At 41.6% G+C, this 24,942-nt stretch carries 29 protein-coding genes; 20 read left to right on the top strand and 9 right to left on the bottom strand.

Translation table 11 applies throughout. The features are described 5' to 3' along the window. Positions 1-315: 315 nt before the first annotated feature. Positions 316-1,272 carry a DMT family transporter gene (locus QUF73_14665; protein ID MDM5227445.1) on the bottom strand — a complete coding sequence of 319 codons (957 nt, stop codon included), beginning with the start codon at positions 1,270-1,272 and terminating at the stop codon, positions 316-318. A gap of 182 nt (positions 1,273-1,454) precedes the next feature. Between QUF73_14665 and QUF73_14660 the strand changes: the two genes are divergently transcribed. The 3 genes from QUF73_14660 to QUF73_14650 all read left to right on the top strand — a co-directional run bounded on the left by QUF73_14660 (position 1,455) and on the right by QUF73_14650 (position 2,834). Next, positions 1,455-1,931, top strand: coding sequence for an Lrp/AsnC family transcriptional regulator (locus QUF73_14660; protein ID MDM5227444.1), 477 nt, complete (start codon positions 1,455-1,457; stop codon positions 1,929-1,931). A 259-nt stretch (positions 1,932-2,190) separates the two neighbouring features. Beyond that, positions 2,191-2,517: a hypothetical protein gene (locus QUF73_14655; GenBank protein MDM5227443.1), complete on the top strand. Its 327-nt coding sequence runs from the start codon at positions 2,191-2,193 to the stop codon at positions 2,515-2,517. Positions 2,518-2,630: 113 nt separating this feature from the next. Further along, positions 2,631-2,834, top strand: coding sequence for a ChaB family protein (locus QUF73_14650; protein MDM5227442.1), 204 nt, complete (start codon positions 2,631-2,633; stop codon positions 2,832-2,834). 44 nt (positions 2,835-2,878) lie between these two features. Here QUF73_14650 and QUF73_14645 read toward each other — a convergent pair whose 3' ends face one another. After that, positions 2,879-3,352, bottom strand: a complete 474-nt coding sequence (locus tag QUF73_14645) for an SRPBCC domain-containing protein (GenBank protein ID MDM5227441.1) — start codon at positions 3,350-3,352, stop codon at positions 2,879-2,881. A 156-nt stretch (positions 3,353-3,508) separates the two neighbouring features. Here QUF73_14645 and QUF73_14640 point away from each other — a divergent pair, with 156 nt between their 5' ends. Next, on the top strand, positions 3,509-3,709 hold the full coding sequence (locus QUF73_14640) for a hypothetical protein (protein MDM5227440.1): 201 nt from the start codon (positions 3,509-3,511) through the stop codon (positions 3,707-3,709). Positions 3,710-3,905: 196 nt separating this feature from the next. On the opposite strand, the gene nagB is transcribed toward QUF73_14640, so the two are convergent. Both nagB and nagA read right to left on the bottom strand, forming a co-directional pair. Beyond that, positions 3,906-4,637, bottom strand: coding sequence for a glucosamine-6-phosphate deaminase (gene nagB, locus QUF73_14635; GenBank protein ID MDM5227439.1), 732 nt, complete (start codon positions 4,635-4,637; stop codon positions 3,906-3,908). Further along, positions 4,634-5,821, bottom strand: coding sequence for an N-acetylglucosamine-6-phosphate deacetylase (gene nagA, locus QUF73_14630; protein MDM5227438.1), 1,188 nt, complete (start codon positions 5,819-5,821; stop codon positions 4,634-4,636). The genes nagB and nagA overlap by 4 nt, the downstream gene beginning before the upstream one ends. Positions 5,822-6,137: 316 nt before the next feature. Between nagA and QUF73_14625 the strand changes: the two genes are divergently transcribed. The 3 genes from QUF73_14625 to QUF73_14615 all read left to right on the top strand — a co-directional run bounded on the left by QUF73_14625 (position 6,138) and on the right by QUF73_14615 (position 9,389). Beyond that, positions 6,138-7,670, top strand: a complete 1,533-nt coding sequence (locus tag QUF73_14625; protein MDM5227437.1) for a maltose/glucose-specific PTS transporter subunit IIC — start codon at positions 6,138-6,140, stop codon at positions 7,668-7,670. Positions 7,671-7,694: 24 nt separating this feature from the next. Then, entirely contained in the window at positions 7,695-8,387 is a 693-nt protein-coding gene (locus tag QUF73_14620) for an N-acetylmannosamine-6-phosphate 2-epimerase (GenBank protein ID MDM5227436.1), read from the top strand. 162 nt (positions 8,388-8,549) lie between these two features. Beyond that, a complete protein-coding gene (locus QUF73_14615; GenBank protein ID MDM5227435.1) occupies positions 8,550-9,389 on the top strand; it encodes a MurR/RpiR family transcriptional regulator in 840 nt (279 codons plus the stop codon). A 49-nt stretch (positions 9,390-9,438) separates the two neighbouring features. On the opposite strand, the gene QUF73_14610 is transcribed toward QUF73_14615, so the two are convergent. Both QUF73_14610 and QUF73_14605 read right to left on the bottom strand, forming a co-directional pair. After that, on the bottom strand, positions 9,439-9,786 hold the full coding sequence (locus QUF73_14610) for a multidrug efflux SMR transporter (protein MDM5227434.1): 348 nt from the start codon (positions 9,784-9,786) through the stop codon (positions 9,439-9,441). 1 nt (position 9,787) lies between these two features. After that, on the bottom strand, positions 9,788-10,111 hold the full coding sequence (locus QUF73_14605; GenBank protein ID MDM5227433.1) for a multidrug efflux SMR transporter: 324 nt from the start codon (positions 10,109-10,111) through the stop codon (positions 9,788-9,790). Positions 10,112-10,476: 365 nt separating this feature from the next. Here QUF73_14605 and QUF73_14600 point away from each other — a divergent pair, with 365 nt between their 5' ends. From QUF73_14600 to QUF73_14570, 7 genes are all read left to right on the top strand, one after another. Next, positions 10,477-11,262 (top strand): TerC family protein, encoded by a 786-nt coding sequence (locus QUF73_14600; GenBank protein ID MDM5227432.1) that lies wholly within the window; start codon positions 10,477-10,479, stop codon positions 11,260-11,262. 352 nt (positions 11,263-11,614) lie between these two features. Continuing rightward, a complete protein-coding gene (locus tag QUF73_14595; GenBank protein ID MDM5227431.1) occupies positions 11,615-12,859 on the top strand; it encodes an MFS transporter in 1,245 nt (414 codons plus the stop codon). A 115-nt stretch (positions 12,860-12,974) separates the two neighbouring features. Beyond that, complete coding sequence (locus tag QUF73_14590) at positions 12,975-13,670, top strand: peptidase E (GenBank protein MDM5227430.1); 696 nt, start codon at positions 12,975-12,977, stop codon at positions 13,668-13,670. Positions 13,671-13,724: 54 nt separating this feature from the next. Continuing rightward, complete coding sequence (locus tag QUF73_14585; GenBank protein MDM5227429.1) at positions 13,725-14,432, top strand: DNA alkylation repair protein; 708 nt, start codon at positions 13,725-13,727, stop codon at positions 14,430-14,432. A gap of 130 nt (positions 14,433-14,562) precedes the next feature. Further along, on the top strand, positions 14,563-15,342 hold the full coding sequence (locus tag QUF73_14580) for a PhzF family phenazine biosynthesis protein (protein ID MDM5227428.1): 780 nt from the start codon (positions 14,563-14,565) through the stop codon (positions 15,340-15,342). A 121-nt stretch (positions 15,343-15,463) separates the two neighbouring features. Further along, positions 15,464-15,673, top strand: a complete 210-nt coding sequence (locus QUF73_14575) for a hypothetical protein (GenBank protein MDM5227427.1) — start codon at positions 15,464-15,466, stop codon at positions 15,671-15,673. A gap of 166 nt (positions 15,674-15,839) precedes the next feature. After that, entirely contained in the window at positions 15,840-16,769 is a 930-nt protein-coding gene (locus QUF73_14570; protein ID MDM5227426.1) for a bifunctional helix-turn-helix transcriptional regulator/GNAT family N-acetyltransferase, read from the top strand. A gap of 296 nt (positions 16,770-17,065) precedes the next feature. On the opposite strand, the gene QUF73_14565 is transcribed toward QUF73_14570, so the two are convergent. Next, positions 17,066-17,581 carry a hypothetical protein gene (locus QUF73_14565; GenBank protein MDM5227425.1) on the bottom strand — a complete coding sequence of 172 codons (516 nt, stop codon included), beginning with the start codon at positions 17,579-17,581 and terminating at the stop codon, positions 17,066-17,068. Between the two features lie 315 nt (positions 17,582-17,896). Here QUF73_14565 and QUF73_14560 point away from each other — a divergent pair, with 315 nt between their 5' ends. Genes QUF73_14560 through QUF73_14550 form a run of 3 tightly spaced genes read left to right on the top strand, consistent with a single transcriptional unit; the run spans position 17,897 to position 20,755 of the window. Continuing rightward, complete coding sequence (locus tag QUF73_14560; protein ID MDM5227424.1) at positions 17,897-18,934, top strand: ROK family transcriptional regulator; 1,038 nt, start codon at positions 17,897-17,899, stop codon at positions 18,932-18,934. 13 nt (positions 18,935-18,947) lie between these two features. Continuing rightward, positions 18,948-20,174 (top strand): MFS transporter, encoded by a 1,227-nt coding sequence (locus QUF73_14555; protein MDM5227423.1) that lies wholly within the window; start codon positions 18,948-18,950, stop codon positions 20,172-20,174. 20 nt (positions 20,175-20,194) lie between these two features. After that, positions 20,195-20,755 (top strand): sugar O-acetyltransferase, encoded by a 561-nt coding sequence (locus tag QUF73_14550; protein MDM5227422.1) that lies wholly within the window; start codon positions 20,195-20,197, stop codon positions 20,753-20,755. Positions 20,756-20,816: 61 nt separating this feature from the next. Here the strand turns inward: QUF73_14550 and QUF73_14545 are convergent, their stop codons facing one another. Next, positions 20,817-21,749 carry a LysR family transcriptional regulator gene (locus tag QUF73_14545; GenBank protein ID MDM5227421.1) on the bottom strand — a complete coding sequence of 311 codons (933 nt, stop codon included), beginning with the start codon at positions 21,747-21,749 and terminating at the stop codon, positions 20,817-20,819. A gap of 121 nt (positions 21,750-21,870) precedes the next feature. Between QUF73_14545 and QUF73_14540 the strand changes: the two genes are divergently transcribed. The 3 genes from QUF73_14540 to QUF73_14530 all read left to right on the top strand — a co-directional run bounded on the left by QUF73_14540 (position 21,871) and on the right by QUF73_14530 (position 24,230). Continuing rightward, positions 21,871-22,449 (top strand): LysE family transporter, encoded by a 579-nt coding sequence (locus QUF73_14540; protein MDM5227420.1) that lies wholly within the window; start codon positions 21,871-21,873, stop codon positions 22,447-22,449. 166 nt (positions 22,450-22,615) lie between these two features. Continuing rightward, positions 22,616-22,777: a hypothetical protein gene (locus QUF73_14535; protein ID MDM5227419.1), complete on the top strand. Its 162-nt coding sequence runs from the start codon at positions 22,616-22,618 to the stop codon at positions 22,775-22,777. A 241-nt stretch (positions 22,778-23,018) separates the two neighbouring features. Next, positions 23,019-24,230, top strand: coding sequence for an amidohydrolase (locus QUF73_14530; protein MDM5227418.1), 1,212 nt, complete (start codon positions 23,019-23,021; stop codon positions 24,228-24,230). A 36-nt stretch (positions 24,231-24,266) separates the two neighbouring features. Here QUF73_14530 and QUF73_14525 read toward each other — a convergent pair whose 3' ends face one another. Then, positions 24,267-24,869 carry a trimeric intracellular cation channel family protein gene (locus QUF73_14525; GenBank protein ID MDM5227417.1) on the bottom strand — a complete coding sequence of 201 codons (603 nt, stop codon included), beginning with the start codon at positions 24,867-24,869 and terminating at the stop codon, positions 24,267-24,269. Positions 24,870-24,942 lie beyond the last annotated feature (73 nt).

Here is a 24,942-nt window from a genome sequence, read left to right as displayed (position 1 = left end):
AGGAATCAACCAAAGAATTTCTTTGGTTTATTTTTGGGTGTGCACTAATCTATTATTTTTTAGTAAGTCTCTGCTTCATAGGCGGATTATGGAGGAAGGTTTTTTATGCGATTTTAATTTTGCTATGCGGGTTTAGTATATTAATGGTTTTTTATTTGATAACACATTCAATACCGCATTAATAATTAAAAAGGGAGAAGGGGACAGTTATTCTGTCCCCAATTTTCAACTGGGACGAGGAACCTGTCCCTCTGTCCCGCCCAAAAAAGAAGGAATGTAAAGTGCCTGTTCTCTTAACGGAACAGGCACAATTTTTTATCTCTCCTTAACTGGCTCCCTAATGAACACTGGTGCCGGAATTCCCATTGTTGTTTTTCCGGTCCTGCTTTTAAGTGCAGAGAATAATAAACACCCAGCAATAACAATGATGCTTCCGACAGCTTGTATCCAGTTCATGACCTCTCCTAAGAAGATAAAAGCTAAGATGGCTGTGAAAATTGGATTAAAGTTTAGGAACAGGCCGGAAGTGCTTGGTCCCAGCTGGTTGACCCCGATATTCCAGAGTACCATGCATAGGACTGTTGAAATCAGACCCGTATACAGAATGGATAAAAGAAATGAAGCACTGACATCTGTAACGGTGAAACCAGCAGTGTTGAACGGCAAAAGCACGAGAAGGCCAAATATGCCTGCGTATAAGATGGACATCATAGGTGTAACGAAAGACATGGCCCATTTGCTGCAGACCGAATAGATTCCCCACATGCCCACTGCTGCCATCATATAAAGGTCCCCGGTATTAAAATGAAGTGAGACCAGCATCTCCAGGCTTCCTTTTGAAAGGACCAGCAGTACGCCAAACAATGAAATGAACATGGACATGAGCTGCAGTATGTTTATTTTTTCTTTTAGAAATATGAAAGAGAAGGCAGCAATGGAAAACATATTTAATGTAGAGATTAAGCCAACACTGGTGGCCGACGTTTTTTCCAGTGCCATGAATTGCAGTGCCTGGAACAAAGCAACTCCCGTGATGCCCATTAGCAATAATGGCAGGATGGCAGTTTTCGGAGGGAGCAGCCGCTTCTCTTTATGCCAGACAAGAGGTACGAGACAGATGATAGCGATGGCCCACCTTAAAATGGTTAAGGTAATAGGAGATGCGTGATCCACAAGCGTTTTTCCTACAATAAAATTTCCGCCCCAAAGAAAACTTGTTAAAAGAAGGAGAAGATAATAGTTCACGTCATTTAGCTCCTTTTTCAGAGCCATTGTGCACAATGACATTGTTTATATGAATAATTTTAACATTTTTTAAATCAAACAAAAGATAATTTTGTATAATGAAATTAATTCGAAATAATTAAAAGTTTTTTAGATTAAAATTATAAAATATTCGGTTTGGGTATGTGATTTTATCGGTATTTGGAATAATTGAAAAGGACTGATGGATAATGGAATCGCTTGTAAGCAAGGTATTGGATCACCTGGATATAAAAATTTTGGATGTACTTCAAAAGGATGCCCGGATTAGCAATCTGGAACTGTCGAAAAGGGTGAATCTGTCTGCTCCGGCTGTGCATGCGAGAATTAAGCGGTTGGAAGCGGAAGGGTATATCCAAAAGCATGTGGCTATTTTAAGCCATGAGAAGCTGGGCTTTGATTTATTATGCTTCGTGTTCATGAGCACCAATATGCACCAGGCTGAAAAACTGGAATCTCTTGAAAAAACGCTGGAATCCATGAAGGAAGTTTTAGAATGTCATTGTTTAACAGGGGAGTATGATTATCTATTGAAAGTAGCCTGCAAGGATCGCAAGGGGCTGGAGATGTTTATCAGGAAGCTGAATGAACTGGGGATCACGAAGATTCAGACAAGCCTGGCATTGAGGGAGATAAAGGATTCGACGGTGCTGCCGATACAGGATTAGCGTCTTTAACGAAAACTTGAAACCTTTTCCAATAAATATCGTAGAAAGCAGGAACAAAGGTCAGGAGGGATTAGTTTGACAAAAAAGCTCGCGCAGCTCGAAACACGTTTTTATGTGCTTTTTGGCGCCGTAATTGGTTCTGTGATCGGATTAGTGGCTTATGTGAAAGATTGGATCTAATCGATGAAAATTATTGATACTATTCTGTTTTTTATGCGCAGCTATCAGCCTTCAGCAGAAGAAATGATGAGATGGAAGAATGAATGATCATAAAGATAAACCCAATGCAGGCTATACGCTGTTTAAACCAACAGGTGTACGCCATGAATTTCCTCTTGTCGATTTACTGAAACAACAAGTGACGGGTACTGTTCTTTACAGGGATAAAATATTTATGACCGTTGTTGTTGACGTTAAGGCAGGTACAGTACAAGTTCAAGGAGACACTGCTGATTTAGGGGATTTAGCCATTAGCAGAGATTCCTACATTGATATGTTCAAAGATCAGGCAAAGTTTTTCATTGATAACCATATTTCGAATCCGCAAGAGTATTATGAAGAACTAATTAATAATCTTTCCGAGTGATGACGGGCAGCTGAGCAGCTACTCCTGTACATGGAGACTTCCTGGGGCTGTGTTTAAAACACACATAATTAGGAAAAATACATAAAAGAACATGTGCAGGGGAGGAAGCGAAAATGCCTTATGATAAATTAAGCGATCTGCCTGATTCCGTCAAAGATAATCTTCCGCATCACGCACAGGAAATCTTTAAGGAAGCGTTTAATTCGGCAAGCGAAGAATATGACGAGGAGGAAACGGCCTTTAAGGTTGCCTGGAGTGCAGTGAAAAAGAAATATGAGAAGAATGATGATGATAAATGGGTGAAGAAGGAAGAGTAAATAAGCTTTTACAGTAAAAGGTGTCCCGTTCCAGGACACCTTTTTTATTCATCATCATCCGCTTCATTCTCCACATAACTCTTCAAGTTCTGGTATTGCTCTTCAAACACAAATTTAGCTGTCCATCCTAAAAGTTTGGTTGTCAGCTTATAGAAGAAGTTGCTTGGAACAAGGCTTGCTTCCACAATCAGGCGCGTTCCATTATGTTCTCTTGATAAGAGATACTTTGAAATGCTTAAGCCTTCTTTGGAATGGGAGTGCATAACAACTTTATGGGGAGCTTCGTATTCAATCAATTCGGAATCGATTTTGATGATTTTTTTATCCAATTTCTGAACGGTGACAAATTTAGTTCCAGGCTCCGGGACTGGCTTATTTTCCTCATTGTCATAAATGTTTTCGATCAGCATAGTATTCCAGAGCTTTATCTTTTCATCATCATCCACGTATTTGAAAACCAAATCTATTGGGGCATGAATAACTTCTTCATATCTGTAAACCAGCATTTCTTTCATCATAAAGTCCTCTTTCTTTCTATTTATTCAAAGTCATCTTAATAGTTTTTTCGGCAGAACTTGCCTGTTATTAAACCCATAAATATATCGATTGTTTTATTTGAATTTTCTGAAACTAATCAAACTATAATCCGTATATAAAAATAAGGGGTGATGGAAATGTCAGGATTCATTATTATGGGTTTACTACTTATTATCATGATCGCTATTGGTGGCTCCAGACCATCGAATCGTTCTTATGACAGCGGGAAAAATCATTCTTCCTATCACCATACAGGAGATTATAGCAGCTCGCATAACTGTGATAGTTTTGGAGGCGGCTTTGGTGGAGATGGCGGCGGCTGCGGGGGAGGAGACTGAATATTATTCTTCTATGCAGAAAACTGGAAATCAGTTTCGGAAACTACAGAGCTCTCCAGGTTTTGGCGAGTTCCCTCAATAAAAAGAAGTTTTTCCTGCATCTTCATACAAAGATGGGGAAAAACTTCACTGATGCCGTTCCGATTAGTCGCGTACTCTGCTCCTCAATTGCTAAGAAACTATTCTTAGAGCAAGTTTAAACAAGAATTTTACCTATAGCGGCCTCATCTGCAATAATAGTCACTGCGGGGTGTGTTTTTAATATAGATGCAGGGAAGTTTTCGTTTACCTCTCCTTGTAATAGCTGCTCTAAAGCTGCACTTTTGGCATCTCCCGAGACAAGCAATAGTATTTCCCTGCTGCGCATAATGCTCGCAATTCCCATGGTAATAGCATGAGAAGGCACTTCGCTCATGCTGTTAAAATATCTTGCATTGGCCTCGCGTGTAGAAGGTGTCAATTCGACCATATGGGTTTCAGTGTCAAAGGAAGTACCTGGTTCATTAAAGCCAATATGCCCGTTGCTGCCGATGCCAAGAACTTGAAGGTCAATACCTCCGTGTTTCTTTATCTGATATTCGTATTCCCTGCATTGCTGCTGCGGATTGGCTTTATCGCCAGAAGGAACATGAGTATTCTCTTTTTGAATATCAATATGATTAAATAAATGCTTGTCCATAAAAAAACGGTAGCTATTCGGGTCTTCACCAGAAAGACCCATATATTCATCCAGATTAAATGTTGTAACGTCCCTGTAGGAAGTGTGGTTCTTTTGTTGATCATTCACCAATTGGGCATATAATCCAACTGGCGTCCCGCCTGTTGCCAATCCCAGTTTAATATCAGGGCTCCTGCGTATTCTTTCTATTAAAAACTCCGCTGCTTTTTGACTCATTTCATCATAATTTTTTGCTTGTAAGATCTTCATTGCTGTTCTCCTCCCCGATGATAGGCAAGCTCTCCGCGGCAAAATGTCATGGCTACTTCAAGCTGCTCATCCAATATCACGATATCAGCATCTTTTCCAATTTTGATGGTTCCTTTGCGGTCAATGACATTTAACTGCTTAGCCGGATTAACAGAAGCCATTCGGATTGCATCTTCAAGTGAGCATCCCGTGAAATCCATCATATTTTTCATTGCATTTCCGAGTTCTAGAATGCTCCCTGCGAGGGTTCCATCCTGTAAAACCGCCTTTCCTTCTTCAACCGTTACAGCTTGTCCGCCAAGATCGTATATGCCATTTTTTAAGCATTTGGCACGCATGGCGTCTGTTATCAGTATTAGTTCTTTTTCACCTTTTTGCTGAAAGGCTAGCTTCAACATTTCTGGCCGGACGTGAACACCATCGGCGATTAGTTCTGCTGTTAATTCACCCCGCAGCAAAGCAGCCCCCACAACACCTGGTTCCCGATGATGCAGGCCGCGCATTTGATTAAATAGATGTGTGACATGTTTAGCGCCAGCCTCAATAGCTTCGGAGACCTCTTCATATGTGGCATCAGAATGGCCAATAGAAGCAATAATTCCATTTTCATCCAGGTGTTTCACCATTTCCATGCCGCCTGGCTGTTCAGGAGCCAGTGTAACAATCTTTATCGTTTGTTTTGCAAGATTATTCCACTTATTAAATTGCTCTATGCTCGAATCTACAATGAATTCCACAGGCTGAGCACCAGCTCTGGATATATTGACATATGGTCCCTCAAGATGGATACCCAGGATTTCTGCTTTACCGGGAGACTGCTGATTCTGTATATAGCCTCCAGCGTTTAAAATTGCCTTTTCAATGGCTGCTTCGCTCTGAGTCATCGTTGTAGCTAAAAAGCTGGTAGTGCCTTCTTTTGGAAGGGCAGCGGACATGATCTCTAAAGCCTCTTCTGATGCATCCATCACATCAGCTCCATTCACACCATGGATATGAATATCTATTAGGCCGGGAATGGCTTTAAAGGAAGATGGAATTTCCATCACCTCAAATTCTTTCGCTGCGGGCAAATTCGTGAGTGGCCCAATCCCGATTATCTGGTGATCCTCCAATAGAATATAACCTTCTTCAATTTTTTGATCTTCCGCATATACTTGCATTCCTTTAAGCAAGATAGCGTTCAAGGTAATCAACTCCCTTTGTGCAGATCAGCTGGCCAAGTCTCGCTAATCTCTATAATTATTATCTAGACCAATGCTATAAGAGCATCCGGTTTTCCAGGTGACGGATGCTCCATTCAAGTAGATATTCTACTATCAGAAATGAATGAAAAGTAGATACATACAATAAAATGAACGTGTTTTCAGAGCTGGAGGGAAAATGGTGAAAAGGATTGAAACCGATTTCAACCTCATTGAACTTCGGCAGCTGCGAATATATGATACAGACAGGAGGCTAAAGCAGCAGAGTTTCTCATCAAGATAAAGGGGGTCAATATCAATGAAAAAAGCTTTTGAGAAAGCGCAGCAGTTTGGTAAATCGTTTATGCTGCCAATAGCCGTTTTGCCGGCAGCAGGTTTGTTATTAGGAATTGGCGGAGCGCTGTCGAACCCGAATACGGTTTCAGCGTATCCTTTTTTAGATATTAGCTGGCTTCAGGCCATTTTTACGATTATGAGTGCGGCAGGTTCGATCGTATTTGCCAATTTGCCAATCATATTTGCGGTAGGGGTAGCGATCGGTTTAGCCCGTTCAGATAAAGCAACGGCTGGATTAGCAGCCATGATTGGTTATTTTGTTATGAATAGCACCATTAGTGCATTGCTGTCCTTAACCGGGGACCTGGCAAAGGATAACTTGGCAGGAGCCGGTCAGGGGATGGCAGTCGGAATTCAGACTTTGGAAACGGGTGTATTTGGCGGTATCATCGTCGGGATAGCAGCAGCTGCGCTGCATAATAAATACAATAAAATTCAGCTGCCTCAAGTGTTAGGATTCTTTGGGGGATCTCGCTTTATTCCTATAGTCGTTTCATTTGCTTCGATTTTTGTAGGAGCGATTCTATTTGTGATATGGCCATACTTCCAGGCGTTAATCAATGGGCTTGGATCAGTGGTGACAGGCACCGGGGAAATAGGGACTCTATTCTATGGATTTATTTTGCGTATGCTTGGACCGCTCGGCTTGCACCATATTTTCTACCTTCCTTTCTGGCAAACCGCTCTCGGCGGAACACTGGAGATTGGCGGAAAATTAGTCAGCGGTACACAAAATATCTTTTTTGCGCAATTGGGTGACCCATCGACTGAACAATATTACGAAGGGGTATCCAGATTCATGTCAGGCCGTTTTATTACCATGATGTTTGGCCTGCCGGGAGCTGCATTGGCCATCTACCATTGCTCTAAAAAGAAAAACAGAAAAGTGGTAGCAGGTATTTTGCTTTCAGCAGCGTTAACATCATTCCTGACTGGTATCACAGAACCGCTTGAATTTAGCTTCTTGTTCGTGGCACCTCTACTTTATTTAGTACATGCCATTTTCGACGGTTTGGCTTTCATGATGGCAGACATTTTCAATATTACGGTCGGACAGACCTTCTCAGGCGGATTTATTGATTTCATTTTATTTGGAATTCTCCAAGGCGCCGATAAAACAAATTGGCCATATGTGCTGATGGTAGGTATTCCCTGGTTCTTCTTATACTACTTTACGTTTAAATTCTTAATCAGAAAAAAGAACTTCAAAGTTCTTGGACGTGAAGATGAGGAACAAGCAGCACAGCAAGTTTCAGCTACAGACCGTGCTAAAACGATTGTTGAAGGATTAGGCGGAACCAATAATATTGATATCGTTGATTGCTGTGCAACTCGTCTGAGGGTAACCATTAAGGATGAATCCCTGGTAAAAGAAGATGTCATTAAACAGACTGGATCAAAAGGAATTGTGAAAAAAGGAACGGGTGTTCAAATTATTTATGGACCTCAAGTCACCATTGTTAAAAACGAAATAGAAGAGTATTTAGGTCAGTAATAAATAATAAGGACGTGTTTTTAAATGCATCAAGTGCTGGAACAGATCAAAAATGGACTAATCGTATCCTGTCAGGCTTTAGAAGGAGAACCGCTTCATAGTCCGTTCATTATGGGACGCATGGCATTAGCTGCAAAGGAGGGAGGAGCCGCTGGCATTCGGGCAAACTCCGTCCCTGATATTAGGGGAATTAAAGAACTAGTCGATCTTCCTGTGATCGGTATCATCAAACAGGTATACATGGATCATCCTGTCTTTATTACACCAACCATGAAAGAAATCGATGCCTTAGCTGAGACGGGTGCCGAAATCATTGCAACAGATGCAACTAATCGGATCCGGCCGGATGGCAGGGATTTAGAATCGTTTTATCAGGAAGTAAGGTCAAAGTATCCACATATTTTGCTGATGGCCGATGTTTCTTCAGTGGAGGAAGCCGTTTTTGCCGATAAGCTGGGATTTGATATTGTTGCGCCGACATTATACGGATATACAGAAGAAACAAAAGGATTGAAAATTGATGATCATGACTACGCTGTGATCAAACAGATCGTCAAAGAAGTGAAGCATGCAAAGGTAATAGCTGAAGGGAATGTTTCAACCCCGGAAATTGCACGCTCTGTGCTGGATATTCATGTTCACTCAGTTGTGGTAGGCGGTGCGATTACAAGACCGCAGATTATTACAAAAAGATTTGTAGATGCAATGCAAAAATAATGATTAGCTGAAAACAGCCCAGGCTGCCGACTGGGCTGTTTTCAGCTTTTTGCTTTTGTACGGCTAGTCAAGGATAGTTCATAGTTTTCAGGAAATGGACTAAAAATAAGGATATTATCTTGTATAATGTACCTATGGATTATCTAAAAGAGGAGAAAGAGTATGGAATATCTAGGTGAGAATCTTCTGCATGGCATAGCCTGCACCATGGAAAAATTCACAAGCTCTGAGTCAGAATTGGCAAAGTATATAATCGAAAATCCGGATGAAATCAGCCAATTGTCGATTAATCAAATCGCTAAAAAAATTCATATTTCCCCAGCTACAATCACCCGTTTTTGTCAGAAGATCTCTTTTTCAGGTTTTAATGAATTTAAGCATGAATTAAAAAGATATATCGATTTAAGGAACAAACCGACTGTGTCCAGTGATATCAAAGAGATTGATTATTTTTCCAATCTCTATCAAAATCATTTGGAGATTATCGAAACGACTTTTCGGAAAATGACTTATTTAGATATTCAGCAAGCCGTTTCACTTTTAACTGATGCAAAGAAAGTGCATGTATATGGCATCGGCAACTCAGGAATTGCAGCGCAGGAGTTCAAATGGAAGTTTTTCAGGATCGGAATCCAGGTTGAGTCGATTACAGACCCTCATCAAGCTGTGATGGATGCTGCGTTAAGCTCAGGCGGAAGCCTTGTCATTGGCATTTCTGTTTCAGGGAAAACCAAAGAAATAATCGACGCTGTTAAAATCGCCAAGCAGCAAGGTGCATCAGTCCTTGCCATCACAAGTGAGAAAACATCCGAACTCTCCCAGCTGGCAGACCTATCCCTTCTGGTTATGAGTAAAAGCAGTATGCATATGGGCCAGAACATCTCTCCAACGCTGCCGCTCTTCCTGCTTTTTGACTTACTGTACACAGAACTTGTTGCAAAGGACTATGTCAATCGTGTTCAGATTCGGGATAAGACATTGAGGGCCTTGAAGGATATTTAATAAGGGGAATGGCATAAATGAAGAGAAGTCCTGGAATCAGAAAAGAGCCCTAGCGTGAAGGCTCTTTTGTAGTTTCTGCACTGCTGGAAGAGTTCAATGCGATTATTCCGCCGATAATCAGTATGATTCCCAGTATCTTGAGGCTGCTGAATGCCTCTCCCCATAGTATGGCACCTATCAACGCTGTTAAAGCTGTGCCTGCTCCAGACCAAATGGCATAAGCCAGACTTAATGGAACGGTTTTAAGACATAATGATAAGCAATAAAATGAAAGTGCATAGCCAAACACGACTCCTGCAGATGGAAGAAGCACAGTAAAGCCATCCGACAGCTTGAGCATGGTGGTGGCAAAAATCTCTCCAGCGATTGAAATTGTTAGATAAAAATATCCCCTCATATTAATGGCCACCATCGCTATTCAATAAGATGACTCCTCCAACTATTAAAGCCAACCCCAGGATTTTTTTGCGGTTTACATTCTCTTTATAAATGATAATCCCAACCATAGCTGTAAGCACAGTCCCGAGGCCAGCCCATATCGCATAGGCCACTCCCAGCGGCAGTGTTTTTAACGATAAAGACAGCGCGTAAAAAGCGACACCGTACCCAATGATTACGCCAAGGGATGGCAGCAGCTTTTTAAATCCGTCTGCTGCTTTAAGCAAGGAGCTGCCAAACACTTCACTTACAATGGCTAATGCTAAAAGTAAATAGGCATTCATAAAGTCTCCCCATTTCTTCTCCGAATGAATTCAATTTATTTTACCTTTTCGAAGGTTCCTTTTGCCAAGTATATGAATAAAAGAAAAAATGAAACCAATTTATTTCCAAATCGTAATCATAGATATACTCTCCATGGATTTAATGTGGTTGTCGTGGAGAGCGGTCTGCTTGAAGCGGTAATTTGCAGGAGGATTTTGAAAGACCTGCCTGGCAGCAAACAAATCCGGCATGGACTGCTGGATATTTATCATAATGAAGGACGCTTTTTTAATATATATTTTTAAGGTTTCCTCCAGCATTTTTGGGGAATCTATAGTTATTGAATCAATGAAGAATATTTTTGTTGCAGAAAGGAGTGTCGCGGATGGAGTCCATTTGGCTCGAGTATGCCTGGGCATTATTGATATTAATTGGACTGGAAGGCTTGCTGTCGGCCGACAATGCTCTTGTCTTAGCCGTCATAGCGAAGCATTTGCCCGAAGATCAGAAGAAAAGGGCGATCAATTATGGAATCATTATGGCTTTCGTTTTCCGGTTTGGTGCGCTTTTTGCCATTTCTTTTATTGCAAACGTCTGGCAGATCCAGGCGATTGGAGCGGCCTATCTATTGTACCTTGGCTTAAAACATGTGATTAAGGCCAAGTTCGGAAAAGAAAACGAAAATATTCGTGAGGATGTTAAGGATGAAGCTGCCGGGAAAGGATTTTGGCCAACAGTAGGGAAGATTGCATTAGCCGATCTTGCCTTTGCCATCGATTCGATTCTTGCTGCAGTTGCGCTGGCACTTGGTCTGCCGGATTCACCGCTTGACGATTTCGGCGGCATGGATGGCGGCCAGTTTATTGTAGTGGTGCTTGGCGGGATTGCCGGATTGATCCTGATTAAGTTCGCGGCAACCTGGTTTGTTAAGCTCCTTGCCAAACGGCCCGCATTGGAAACAACCGCTTATGCGATTGTCGCCTGGGTTGGTGTCAAACTTGCTGTTATCACACTTGCGCATGAGGATATCGGTGTCCTTGACCACCATTTTCCTCATAGTACAGGCTGGACACTGGTCTTTTATGGCGTATTAGTGGCTATTGCGCTGTTTGGATGGTTTGCGCCAAAAAAACAAATAGATGGAGAAGATTTACAAAAGGGAATGCGTTAATATTTGGATTAACACATTTTTAAAAGAAAAAATAATTGCTTGAACGAGGCTGTATTGTTATGATAAGGGTAATTATAATGAAATGGAGGTTTTCCTTTTGACAGCATCAATGAGACTAAGAAACCCGCTTTTCAATCGTTAATTGAATACGTTTGAAGGCTCTGCCTATGTTCAGAGCAACGGGATTGGTCTGTCTATTTAAGGAAACCTGAATTTAACGGTTTGTTTTTAAAGAGGGGATGAATTTCTCCTCTTTTTTGCTGTCTATAGAAATAGAATGTATAGAGCGGATTGATCAACTGAATATAGGCAAAGCTTGTTTTTATTAAAAATAGAAATGAGTGATTAGTTCATGAGTACTGTAAACCCTAATCTGAAGGAGAATTGGCTAAAGAATATTATTCTCTTTTTAAGCAGTCAGACGATCTCGCTTTTTGGATCGTCCCTCGTTCAATATGCGATTATGTGGCATATTACGTTAACGACAGAATCTGGTTTGATGATGACGCTCTACATTATTTGCGGGTTTATTCCAACCTTCTTTTTATCACCGATTGCAGGTGTTTGGGCAGACCGGTACAATCGGAAATTGCTGATTATTTTAGCAGATGGTCTTATCGCCTTTTCAACGCTGATCCTCGCTATCCTCTTTTTAATGGGATATGAATCCATCTGGCTGCTGTTTGTCATGGCGGCGATTCGTGCCCTTGGAACAGGGGTTCAGACTCCGGCAGTCGGAGCGATTCTGCCGCAGATAGTCCCTAAGGATAAGCTCACAAAGGTAAATGGAGCAAACGGGAGCATACAAGCGGTCATTATGTTTGTTTCGCCAATGGTCAGTGCCGCTCTGCTGGCAATGGCATCGCTTGAAATCATCTTCTTCATCGATGTCATCACAGCAGCGATTGCCATTGTCACCCTGATGACTTTTGTCAAAATCGCTGTGCACGAAAAAGCTGCGGCAAAACAGACAACGAGTTACTTCAGCGACTTTAAACAAGGTCTGCAATATGTAAACAGTACTCCTTTCCTGAAGAAATTCTTTCTGTTCTTTGCAGTTTTCTTCGTGCTGATGGCACCAGCCGCGTTTTTGACGCCGCTGCAGGTTACCCGCACTTTTGGCGGGGATGTGTGGAAGCTGACAGCCATTGAAATCGCCTTTTCAGTCGGCATGATGGCTGGCGGTGGAATCATTGCTTCCTGGGGTGGATATCCAAATAAAATTAAAACCATGACCCTCGCCAGTCTCATCATGGGGATTTGCACCCTGGCACTTGGCATCGTTCCGGTTTTCTGGATCTATTTAGTGTTCATGGCGTTATTCGGGGTTGCCATGCCAATATTCAATACACCAACGACTGTATTGCTGCAGGAAAAAATTGAGGAGAATTATTTAGGCAGAGTGTTTGGTGTCATGGGGATGATTTCCACTTCGATGATGCCGATTGGCATGCTGATATTTGGCCCGGTTGCAGATATCATTGCCATCGAATGGCTTCTTGTTGGAACAGGGGCATTCATTATCCTATTAGCGGTCATTTTAGGCCGGGATCAGGTGCTTCTGGAAGCGGGGAAGCCTGTGCTGAATGAATCGTAAGGTATCTTTTAAAATGGAGCTGTCATATTGGCAGCTCTATTTTTATGTGAAAACAAGGAACAGCAATAATGAAGGAGAATATTTATACTTAACATCAATTGAGGGGAGTAGAAAGATGAGGCAAATTATCGCACTTGGAGGAGGAGGGTTCTCCATGGAGCCGGAGAATCCATTATTAGATGAATACATTTTACGTCAGTCAGGTAAAGAAAATCCTAAAGTCTGTTATGTGCCTACTGCAACAGGAGATTCCGATATTTGCATTAAATGGTTTTATGACTTTTTTGAAAAACAGATGTGCCAGCCTTCCCATTTATCTTTATTTAAACCGCCAACAAGAGATATAGAGGGATTTGTACTGGATAAAGATATCATTTATGTTGGAGGCGGAAATACGAAGAATTTATTGGCTTTATGGAAAGACTGGGGATTAGATATGATTTTAAGAAAGGCATGGGACCAAGGGATCGTATTAGCCGGCATCAGCGCGGGCTCCATTTGCTGGTTTGAAGAAGGGGTTACGGATTCTTATGGCGATAAACTGGAGCCCTTAACATGCCTCGGCTTTTTACAAGGAAGCAATTGCCCTCATTACGACGGGGAAGCGGAAAGAAGGCCTGCCTATCATGAGCTTTTGGCTTCTGATAAAATAAAGCCTGGAATTGCAGCGGATGATGGAGTGGCAATCCACTTCATTGAGGAGGAGGTCAGCCGAATCGTAAGCTCAAGATCGAATGCCAGGGCATATAAGGTCTATTTCGATAAAGAAGTAAAAGAGATTGAACTGAAAACCGAATACTTGGGTTCTTGAGGCGAATCAGTGTTTTGCTGTTAACTTTATTAAAATAGAAGGAAGTGCTTAAAGATGGATTTACAGACGGTTATGCAGGAGCTCGAGGCTCTCGGCAAGGAACGGACCAAGAAAATGTACATATCAAACGGCGCACATGAGCCGCTTTTTGGCGCTGCAACAGGCGCAATGAAGCCAATCGCTAAAAAAATCAAAAGAAATCAGCCTTTGGCAGAGGAACTATACGGTACAGGGAACTATGATGCCATGTACTTTGCAGGCGTCATCGCAGATCCAGAAGCCATGACCGAAGAGGATTTTGACCGCTGGATGGATGCAGCTTATTTTTATATGCTGTCCGATTATGTGGTGGCCGTTACATTAGCTGAAGCAGATATTGCACAGGAAGTTGCCGACAAATGGATCGAAAGCGGGGAAGAGCTGAGGATGTCAGGAGGCTGGAGCTGCTATTGCTGGCTTTTGGGGAATCGCCCGGACGCTGAGTTTTCAGAAGAGAAGCTGGCCAAAATGCTTGATAAAGTGAAAGACACCATCCACGATGCTCCGGAGCGTACGAAATCCGCCATGAATAATTTTGTCTACACAGTGGGGGTTTCTTATTTGCCGCTCCATGAAAAAGCAGTTGAGACCGCAAAAGCCATCGGGCCTGTAGAAATGAAACGGGACAAGAAAAAAAGCAGTTTCCTGCACGCCTCAGAAAATATCCAAAAGGAAGTAGATAGAGGGAAGCTGGGTTTTAAAAGAAAATATGTAAGATGTTAAAACCTCGCGTGATGTATGATCATTGATACAGAGTTGGAGGATTAAAGAGAGGGACAGGGACCTGCCACGCCCCGTTGTCTCCATTCTTAGAGATGCGCACTGGATGAAATTAAAAGGGGAGCTGCTAATCATGAGAATACCTATCTATCAAATTGATGCTTTTACAGACGAGCAATTCAAAGGGAATCCAGCGGCGGTATGTCCATTGGAAAAATGGATTGATAATGACCTGATGCAAAGCATTGCTGCCGAAAATAATCTGGCTGAAACAGCCTTTTTTGTGAAGAAGGGAAAGGATTATGAGTTAAAATGGTTCACGCCAAAAGCAGAGATTGATTTATGCGGGCACGCGACATTGGCAGCTGCTTATGTCATTTTTACCTATCTCGATGAAAGCCAGATGAATGTGAAATTCAATACAAAAAGCGGAATTTTAGAAGTATCGAAGGACCGTGAACTACTAACCATGACGTTCCCTGCCAGGGAAGGGGAAAAATGTGAAGCTCCGGAGGCACTCATTAGAGGACTGGGCAAGGAGCCAATAGAGACTTATTTAGCAAGGGACTATCTGGCCGTCTATGAATCAGAGCAGGATTTACTGGACCTGCAATTAAATATGGAAGAACTTAAAAAGCTGGATGCTTTCGGGGTTATCGCCACTGCCAAAGGAAATGAATCTGACTTCGCATCAAGATTTTTTGCTCCAAAGGCAGGTGTTGATGAAGACCCTGTTACCGGATCAGCTCATTGCACATTGGTTCCATACTGGAAAAAGGTGTTAAATAAGACTGAATTTACGGCACTGCAATTATCAGAAAGGGGGGGGAAGCTTTATTGTGAGGATTTAGGCGATAAGGTGAAACTATCTGGAGAGGCTGTTGCTTATTTGGAAGGATATATTCATGTTTAGACCATCTGTTTCTTTGTGTGGCAGCGCATGTTATAATGAGGAACTTAGGAATTATGATCTATAATGGAACGGATGCCCAGAAAAGCCTCCGCCTAGTAATTAAATATGGAGGTGCAAAGTAATGAATAAACGATGGACCATCAGTAAAATTAACGAATTTGTTGAGAAAAATTCAGATAGTAAGCTGTTAACGACGGAATATCATGGTTTTTCTCAAAAGCTGCTTTTTCAATGTGCATGCGGAAGCCAGTTTGAAAAAACGTTTACGAAATTTAAAAATAATCATCAGCGCAAATGTGACGTTTGTCAGCCGCCTAAAGCGTCACGCTAAACAAATATCAGGAAATAAACGAAGTGCCGATTTCAATTTAAAGAAATGGGCACTTTTTCTTTTAAAAAGCTTCCTCATTGTTCCGGAAAGAAGTTGACTTAAGCAATTAAATTAATTATTATATTTGACAAAGGCAACTATATTCCGAGGGGTGATTTCTTTGTCAATGATCTCGTTTGAAGAAAGAATCAGTGCTGTTCGCCATTTTAATCGTTTTATGACCAGGCAAATAGGAGCTTTGCGGGAGGGATTGCTACATAGCCCTTATACACTGACAGAATCAAGAATCCTGTTTGAAATTGCCACTAAAGAGGACCCTGCAGCATCAAATTTAACTCAAGAGCTGGGTTTAGATGCAGGCTATTTAAGTCGAATATTAACCCGGTTTGAAGAGATAGGCCTTATAAAGAAAGAACGTTCTGCTAAAGATGCCAGGCAGCGCATTTTAAGGCTTACGCCAGAGGGAGAAAAAGCATTCTCTAAACTAAATGATCGTTCATACAATGAAATAGCGGATCTTCTTGGGAAATTGTCAGAAAGTGAACAGCATCAATTAATTAACGCCATGAAAACCGTTGAGGGACTGATCAGCAAGAATGACAGCCTAAAATTTTCGGGCCCATATTTTCTTCGTCAGCATGAACCTGGTGATATGGGGTGGGTTGTTCACAAACATGGCATCTTATATTCACAGGAATATGGATGGGATGAGAGTTTTGAAGCTCTTGTATCTCAAATTGCAGCAGATTTTATAAATAACTATAAACCTAAGCGGGAACGCTGCTGGATTGCCGAAATGAACGGAGAAATAGTGGGATCTATTTTTGTTGTCGAAGGAAGTCAGGATACGGCTAAACTTCGTCTATTAATAGTAGACCCAAAGGCGAGAGGATTGGGCCTTGGTTCACAATTGGTTGAAGAGTGCATAAACTTTTCCAAACAAGCAGGATATAAGAAACTCGTTCTATGGACAAACAGTGTTCTGGAAGAAGCGCGGCATATCTATCAGAAAAAGGGATTCCAGCTTGTGAAGAAGGAAAAACATCATAGCTTTGGGCACGATTTAGTTGGAGAAACATGGGAACTGCTGCTTTAAGTGACACGGGGACAGGTACACTGTCCCTTTTGCTGTTCTTTCAGAGAAATTGTGTCCTCCTTAGATCATTAGATTAATAAAAAGCCTCCATTCAATTTGAATGGAGGCTCATAGAAGGAATCGGGATTACGGATGAATGGCCGTCGGCCTCCAGTACCATGGTTGGTTATTGGTTACGGATGAAGTTGTAATGGGTCATGGATAATCGGTTGGCCATTGCCATTACAAGGTACCTTTGTACACAATAGGAGGGTGTTCCTTCTATGCCTTGAAGCAGAGTCTCACCACTTCAAGGTCTAGAAATACTTTTCGCTGTCAAACTCTAATTCTATCAAATAATTCTTGTTATTGATTAAGTTGGACAGACGATTCGCCTGGCGTTCGGCTTCCAGGCCCTTTAATCGATACTGCTCAGGATCAAATAGCGCCATTTTCACCATCGACACGTTTTCCGACACTGTATAGAGGAATTCCTCTTTTGCTGCTGTGCCATATTCCTTGAATTTGCGGGCCTTTGCCCGATATTGGGTGGCAAGCTCAATTGCTTCTACGATTGGCAATGATTCATTGTTAAAGGTGATGTCATTTTCAATATTGGCTTTATATACAAGTTTATCCAGCAGTCTCATGTCTTTACGGACTTCATCCATCTCTTTTTCCACCATACCAAGCGATCTTGGCATTTCAGGAAGCTTGCTGCCTTTTTCAAGATCAGCAAATGCTACACGGTCCATTTCTTCTTCTAACTCGTGAATTCGTTTGGCCAGTACACTTTTTAACTTTACTGCTTCAGCCAGGGTGAGTTTTTGCATGCCTGAATCTGCTCCTTTAATAGATTCGTTCTTAGTATTATTATATAGTCGGGAGTCATATATTGGAAGGGATAGCTGAGCTCCTTAATTCTCAGGGGATCCTGGAAACGTTTAATAAAATTAGCATTCAAGCTCCATGAGGAACCTTGTAAAGACAGCCTGCTGAAATAATACATCCTTATTAAGGGAAGGTTGTTTTCGATTAATTTAAATGATATATTACCATTAATAAACTTATTAAAGATCTTTAATAAGTTTATTAATGGATACTTTTTAAATTTGTTTAATAAGTATGATTTGCAGGTGGTGAGAATAATGAAGACTGCTCCAAAATCTTTAAGCCTGGGCATCCTTTCTGGTGTTCGCAGATCGCTGTTAGACCTGGGAAGTGCAACCAAAGTTGAACTAAGTGATAAATTGGGAATCAGTTTTCCGACGATAAGCAAGTTCCTGTCACAGATGGAGAAGGATGGGGAAATTTTGTCGGCAGGATTGGATGAATCTAGCGGCGGGAGAAGAGCGAAGAGATATACATACAATTCTGACTATATGCTGGGCCTGGCAATTTTCTTAGAGAAGACAGAGACGAATTATGCCATTTTTAATTGTGCAGGAGAAGTGAAGGAACAAGGAACCGTTCAAAGTGTATTGACTGACGGCGGGCTGCATTTATTAACGAGTTCGATTGAAGCCTTATTGATGGCCAATCAAGCAATCCGTTCGCTTGCCATTGGGGTGCCTGGTTCGGTTAAGAATGGGCGGATTTTTTATATCCCCGGCTATGAACATTTTCAAGATTTCGATATAAAAGGATATTATGAGAATCTCTTTTCAATCCCAGTTGTTGTAGAGAACGACATGAATGCTGCTGTTCTTGGATATCACCATTATAAGGGGATAAAAGATCATCAATCCCTTGTGTATTTATATTCCGGTCAAAATGGTCCTGGTGCAGGATTTATGATCAACGGGGATGTTGTGCGGGGAAACACATTTTTTGCCGGGGAAGTCTCATTCGTTCCCCAATATGATGACCGAAACTTCCGTGAAGCCTTGGGAAATGGAACCAGTCCTAAAGAGGTACTGATATCCAGAGAAAATCAGGTCGATGCTATCAGCAGATTAGTAGCCTCGATAACGGCTATCATTAATCCTCATACATTCATTTTCTGCAAAGATGAAGTGGAAGAGACCCTATTAGAAAAAATTGCAGCAGCAAGCTCAAAATATATCCCGCCAGAACACCTCCCCATTCTTGAAATAAGTGATTGGAAACAAGACTATTTATACGGATTGCAGAGTCTGGGGCTGGCGCTTATGCTTGATTCGCCCGAAAAATATATTAGAAAATAGGTGAGGCTGAAGCATGGCAACAATCCTTTTGGTGATCATATATTTGGCTTTTATTAGCCTGGGTCTGCCGGATTCATTGTTAGGGGCGGCCTGGCCTGTCATGCAGGCTGACTTAAGCGCCCCGCTTGAGACTGCCGGGTTGCTCTTTATGACAATAGCTGGCGGTACAATCATCTCGAGCTTAGTTAGCGGAAGAATCCTCAAACGATTTGGAACTGGGAAGGTATCTTTCTTCAGTACGTTAATGACTGCTGCCGCGTTACTTGGCTTTTATTTTGCTCCGTCTGTTATTTGGCTATTTCTATGTGCCATACCGCTCGGATTGGGGGCGGGTGCCATTGATGCGGGATTAAACGATTATGTTGCTGCACATTACAAAGCACATCATATGAGCTGGCTGCACAGTTTCTGGGGAGTCGGAGCCACTCTTGGCCCTATTATCATGGCCCAGTATATTGCAGGGGGAAACTACTGGAGCAATGGGTATTTTGCCATTGCAGGAATACAATTTGTCCTGGCAATTATCCTTTTGCTGACTCTGCCTTTATGGAATAAAGGAAAGAATAATAATAAAGCTCTAAGTGAAGAGGCGGAAAAATCAGAAGAAAGATCAGATCATGCTGAAAATGTAAAACCGCTCCAAATCAAAGGAGTTAAATTAGCTTTAATTTCCTTCTTGTTTTATTGCAGTGCTGAAGCCACTATGGGACTTTGGGGAAGCAGTTTTCTGGTAAGTGTGAAGGATATGCCGGCAGCGGCCGCTGCCCAATGGGTTTCCTTTTATTTCGCAGGCATTACAATTGGCAGATTTATTACTGGCTTCATTACGTTTAAAGTGAATAATCGTACTCTCATTCGGATGGGACAAATCATTGCACTTACTGGTGCCATCCTTCTTTTCCTGCCATTTTCATCCGCTTTCGCGCTTGCAGGCTTTATTTTGGTTGGGTTAGGATTGGCACCAATCTTTCCGTGTATGCTGCACGAAACGCCAGCGCGTTTTGGGAAGGAGCATTCCCAGACCATCATGGGCTATCAAATGGCTGTTGCATATACAGGCAGTACCTTTATGCCGCCAGTTTTAGGCTTCATTGCCTCACACTCAACAATTGGAATCTTCCCGTTTTGTATTGTTCTTCTTGCTGCAGCATTGTTCTTAAGTTCTGAAAAACTGAACCGCTTGCTGAATATGAAAGAGATTAAAAGTTCAACAGATGTTACCTATAACACACCTAAATGAATTTGAAAGAGGTCATTAGAATGAAAACAGAAAAAGAAAAAATGCTGGCTGGAGAAATGTATGATCCTGCCGATCCGGTATTATTAAAGGAACGCGAAGAAGCAAGGCGAAAGGTCAGAATTTATAATCAAACTCTGGAGACTGAAGGAGAAAAAAGGACAAGATTACTAAAGGAACTGCTCGGTTCAACTGGAAAAAACGTATATATGGAGCCAAATATCAGATTTGATTATGGCTATAATACGCATGTAGGTGAAAACTTTTTTGCGAACTTCGACTGCACGATCTTAGATGTCTGTGAAGTTCGTTTTGGAGATAATTGCATGCTTGCACCCGGAGTACAAATTTATACGGCAACACACCCGCTTCATCCTGCTGAACGTAATTCAGGCAGAGAATACGCAAAGCCGATCATGTTTGGAAACAATGTATGGATTGGCGGAAGTGCCGTAATCAATCCAGGTGTAACAATTGGGGACAATGTTGTGATCGCATCAGGTGCAGTCGTTACCAAAGATGTGCCGGATAATGCAGTAGTTGGCGGAAATCCAGCGAAAGTAATTAAACAAATTGAGCTTTAAATTCTCCTCAGCACCCATAAAAAAAGCCATTTCCCTTTGGGGATTTGGCTTTTTTTATGTTTCAGTGTAAGGAAGCTGACTCTATTTTTTGTTTTTGTTCAAATATTTCTTTGTCCAGTCCATCTGCCGATTTTAAAACAAGCTCTGTAAAAGCCTCTACAGCTGGAGATAGCCACTTTTTCTTTTTGATCAGCATATGAGAATAAATGGGTTCGAACTCCTCCGAATGTGTTAATAGTTTTAACTTTCCGTTCTCTACATCTTCTTTAACAGTGATATAAGGCAAAGCGCAAAAACCAAGTCCGCTCATAACCATCTTCTTGATTGCTTCTATGCTCCATAGTTCCATTGTCTGAAAGTGCTGGATGCCATGCTTTAAAAGATATCTTTCAAACATTGACCGGTAGCTGCAGCCTTCTTCATTTGTGATATAAAAGGGGCTGGCCTGACTGTTTTTATATTCATCAAAATTGTCAGGTCCATCATTCCCGCTCACAAGGACAATTTCCTCTTGGAATAAGGGATAGTGAATGCATTTTTCAGGTTTTATTTCTGGATAAACCATGAATGCTGCATCTACCCGTCCGCTCATTAAATCACTTTGGTTTTGTCCGCATGTACCATTGATTAAGACCAATTTGACATGAGGATATTTTAATGAGAACTCCCTTATGATGGGTCCTAGCCTGGTGATGGTTAAAGACTCTGGTGCAGCCACTTTTAATACTCCGCTCACTTCACGGCTGCTTCGCATTGTTTTAATCTGTTCATGAGCAGAAAGAAGATCCTCCGCTAAAGGAATTAAATCCCTGCCTAAAGGAGTAAGCTGCAGTTTTCTATTGATATAAGTAAAAATCTCCCCGCCAATCTCCTGTTCAAGTGCCTGTATGTGGGCGGTTAGGGTCGATTGGGTATACCCCAGCTTCGCAGCAGCGCCTGTATAACTGCCTATTTCTGCAATGGACTGAAACGTTATTAGATGTCTGATTTCCATTCCGTCTCTCCCTTGTATCGAAAAAAATGATAATGGATTTTTGAATTTCAATTTTATTTATAGATAAAGTCATCATACAATAATAGCTGTAATTCGTAAATGAGTAAAAGAAGGTGAGTTTATGAGTATACTGGCGTTTCTATCGTATGTAATCATTACATCCATTACGCCTGGTCCAAGCAATATCTTAATCATGAATGAAGCGAGGAGATTTGGCTTTGCAGGGTCGTGGAGGTTCACGGCGGGTATCCTGGCAGGGTTTGCTGTACTTGGGATCTTGAGCGGTGTATTCACAGCGGGTCTATATACTCTAATTCCAGTATTAGAGCCCTATTTAAAAATGGCTGGTGCTATATATCTGCTCTACTTAGCCTGGCAGGCAGGTCTGCCCGAACGATCCGGGGAGAAAGCAAGTGACATGAAGTCTTCCTTTTTATCAGGTTTTATCTTTCAAATTATAAATGTAAAAAGCATTTTGTTCTTTTTAACTGTCATGAGTGCTTTTATACTTCCTTTCTATCATTCATTCCAGTCCATTGTTTTTTATTTAACGGCAGCCATTATTCTAGGGTGGTTAGCATTGCTTCTGTGGTCAGGGTTTGGCTCGGTTTTCAAAAAAGTTTTCACTCATTATGACAAGTTATTTCGGCTGGTGATGTGTTTGCTGCTGGTTTATTCGGCGGTTACTATTTTTCTGTGATTTTTCATTCATTTAAAGCTTTCGTTACTTCTTACAGTACAGTGGCTTTTTGCAAGAATTTGGCGCTATTGCTCAATAGAAGATACTGCTCTCATGAATCTCCTCAACACGAATAATATTTCTCATCTAAGATAAAACTTTTAAATAAAAACATTGGAGGAAAGACATGAGAGAAAAGAAAGAAAAGCCGCCGCTCGAGGATATCCAAAAAAATGCTCGGGATTTATATGAGATAAGCAATACAGACTACGGACTTGAATCAGTTGCAGAAGGCTGTGATTTCGCTGAGGGGGAAAAGGATAAACCGCCCAATTGTGGAGGGTTATAGAGTCCTGGGCTAGTGTTTGGCATTATTCTGAAAAGATATTCAAAAAGAGCTGCAATTTAGCAATGAACATATAAAGTGAACAGCTAGAGACCGGATGAAAATTGTAAACATGAATTACAGAGAATATAGCAGAAGGAGAGCAATGGATTTGCACAATGCTCTTCTTCTTTTTTAGTATTATTGTTAAAGGCAATCCAGATAACAGGTATTTAGGTTCCAGCAAGGATAGGAGATGATTTGGATGATTGATCAATTAATGAGAATGCTGGAAGAACGAGAAGAAGAGATGATTGGAATACGCCGTTATTTACATCAGAATCCTGAGCTTTCATTTAAAGAGGAGAAAACGGCAGCCTATATCGCTGATTTTTACAGAGGGAAAGATGTTGATCTTATAACGAATGCAGGGAATGGATATGGCATTGTTGTCACTATTGAAGGTGGCAACCCGGGAAAAACCGTGGCACTTCGGGCTGATTTTGATGCGCTTCCTATTAAAGAAGAACTGGATGTTCCGTTTAAGTCAAAAAAGGAAGGTATCATGCATGCTTGCGGCCATGATGCGCATACTGCATACCTTATGGTTTTGGCTGACTGTTTAAACCAATTAAAAGATAAGATCCATGGCACCGTGAAAATAATCCACCAGCATGCTGAAGAAGAGCCTCCAGGCGGAGCAAAAAGCATTGTTGAGGAAGGATGTCTCGATGATGTCCATGCTATTTTTGGCATACATGTTTTGCCGATCGCCCCTGCTGGAACTGTTGGCTATCACAGCGGATATTCCTTCAATGGACGCGCCTATTTTAAACTTAGGTTGCAGGCAAGCGGCGGACACGGTTCTTCTCCGCATAAGGCCAACGATGCTATTGTTGCAGGCGCCTATTTTGTAACAGCTATCCAGACGGTTGTGAGCCGCAGAGTGGATCCGTTTCATGCCGGTGTAGTGACAATTGGTTCATTTGACGGTAAAGGGAGTTTTAATGTGATCAAGGATCATATCGAAATTGAGGGGGATGTACGCTATTCCAATGGTGAAACAAAGGATGTGATGCACAGAGAAATTCTTCGCATTGTAAACGGTCTCGAGGAGCTATTTGGTGTAAGCTGTGAGCTAACGTATCAACCTGACTATCCGCCGCTGTATAATGATCCTGAATTGACAAGGTTTGTCGCGGATACGCTTTCGGCAGCTGGGGATAAAGATATTAAGGAGGTAAAAGAATTTCCAAAAATGGCACCCTCAGACGATTTCGCACATTATCTGGAGAAGGTCCCGGGCTGTTATTTTTATATTGGGTGCACGCCAAAGGGGGCAGAAGAACCTTACTTCAATCACCACCCTAAATTTGATATAGATGAAGGTTCGATGCTTGTTGCCGCAAAATCAGTGGGATATGTAGTTTGCAATTATTTTAATATGAACGAAAACGAAAAGCTCACGCTGATGTGAGCTTTTTATGTTTAAAGGAATTCTGCTTTTAACTTCTTATTGTTTTTGAATAGATTTGATAGGCAATCTCCAGCTGTAATGATGCGAAATTCCTCTCAGCATTAAAGTAACAGTAAAAAGAATATAGAAATGATAAGACTTTGATAACCAATCAAGGCCTATAATAAACCCGGCAAAGATGGCCCATAAAAGATATACTTCATCACGTAAAACAATAGGCTTTCGCTGAGCCAGCACATCGCGGATCATACCTCCGCCGGCACCGGTTATGGCAGCTGAGAACATAACAGCAAATAAGGGCAAATCAATTGATTGTGCATACATAGCTCCCTGAACAGCAAACGCTGACAAGCCAATTGAGTCAAAAATACTCCATTTCGTCAAAAGCTGAACTGCGCTGCCTGGCAATAGGATGACAATGCTGATGGTAATAAGGGCAACGATAAAAAGAGTCGTTTGCTGCCATAATTCTATGATCGGAATCCCAGTAAAAAGGTTTCTAATAGCCCCGCCGCCAAATGCGGTAATTAATCCCAAAACATAGGCGCCCATAATGTCGTATTTTACTTCCAGTGCAACGACTGCCCCGCTCATTGCGAATGCAATCGTTCCAATCACGTTCAATACATCCCAAACCATACAATCCCCCTAATCAAGTATCTCTGTCCTTGTACCTGAGAGGTTTACCTATTCGAAATTAGAAGGCCTGCCC

This window comes from Cytobacillus sp. NJ13, assembly GCA_030348385.1.
Classification (GTDB): domain Bacteria; phylum Bacillota; class Bacilli; order Bacillales; family Cytobacillaceae; genus Cytobacillus.
The sequence above is the reverse complement of the archived record's forward strand: the minus strand, read 5'-3'. Positions and strand labels throughout refer to the sequence as shown.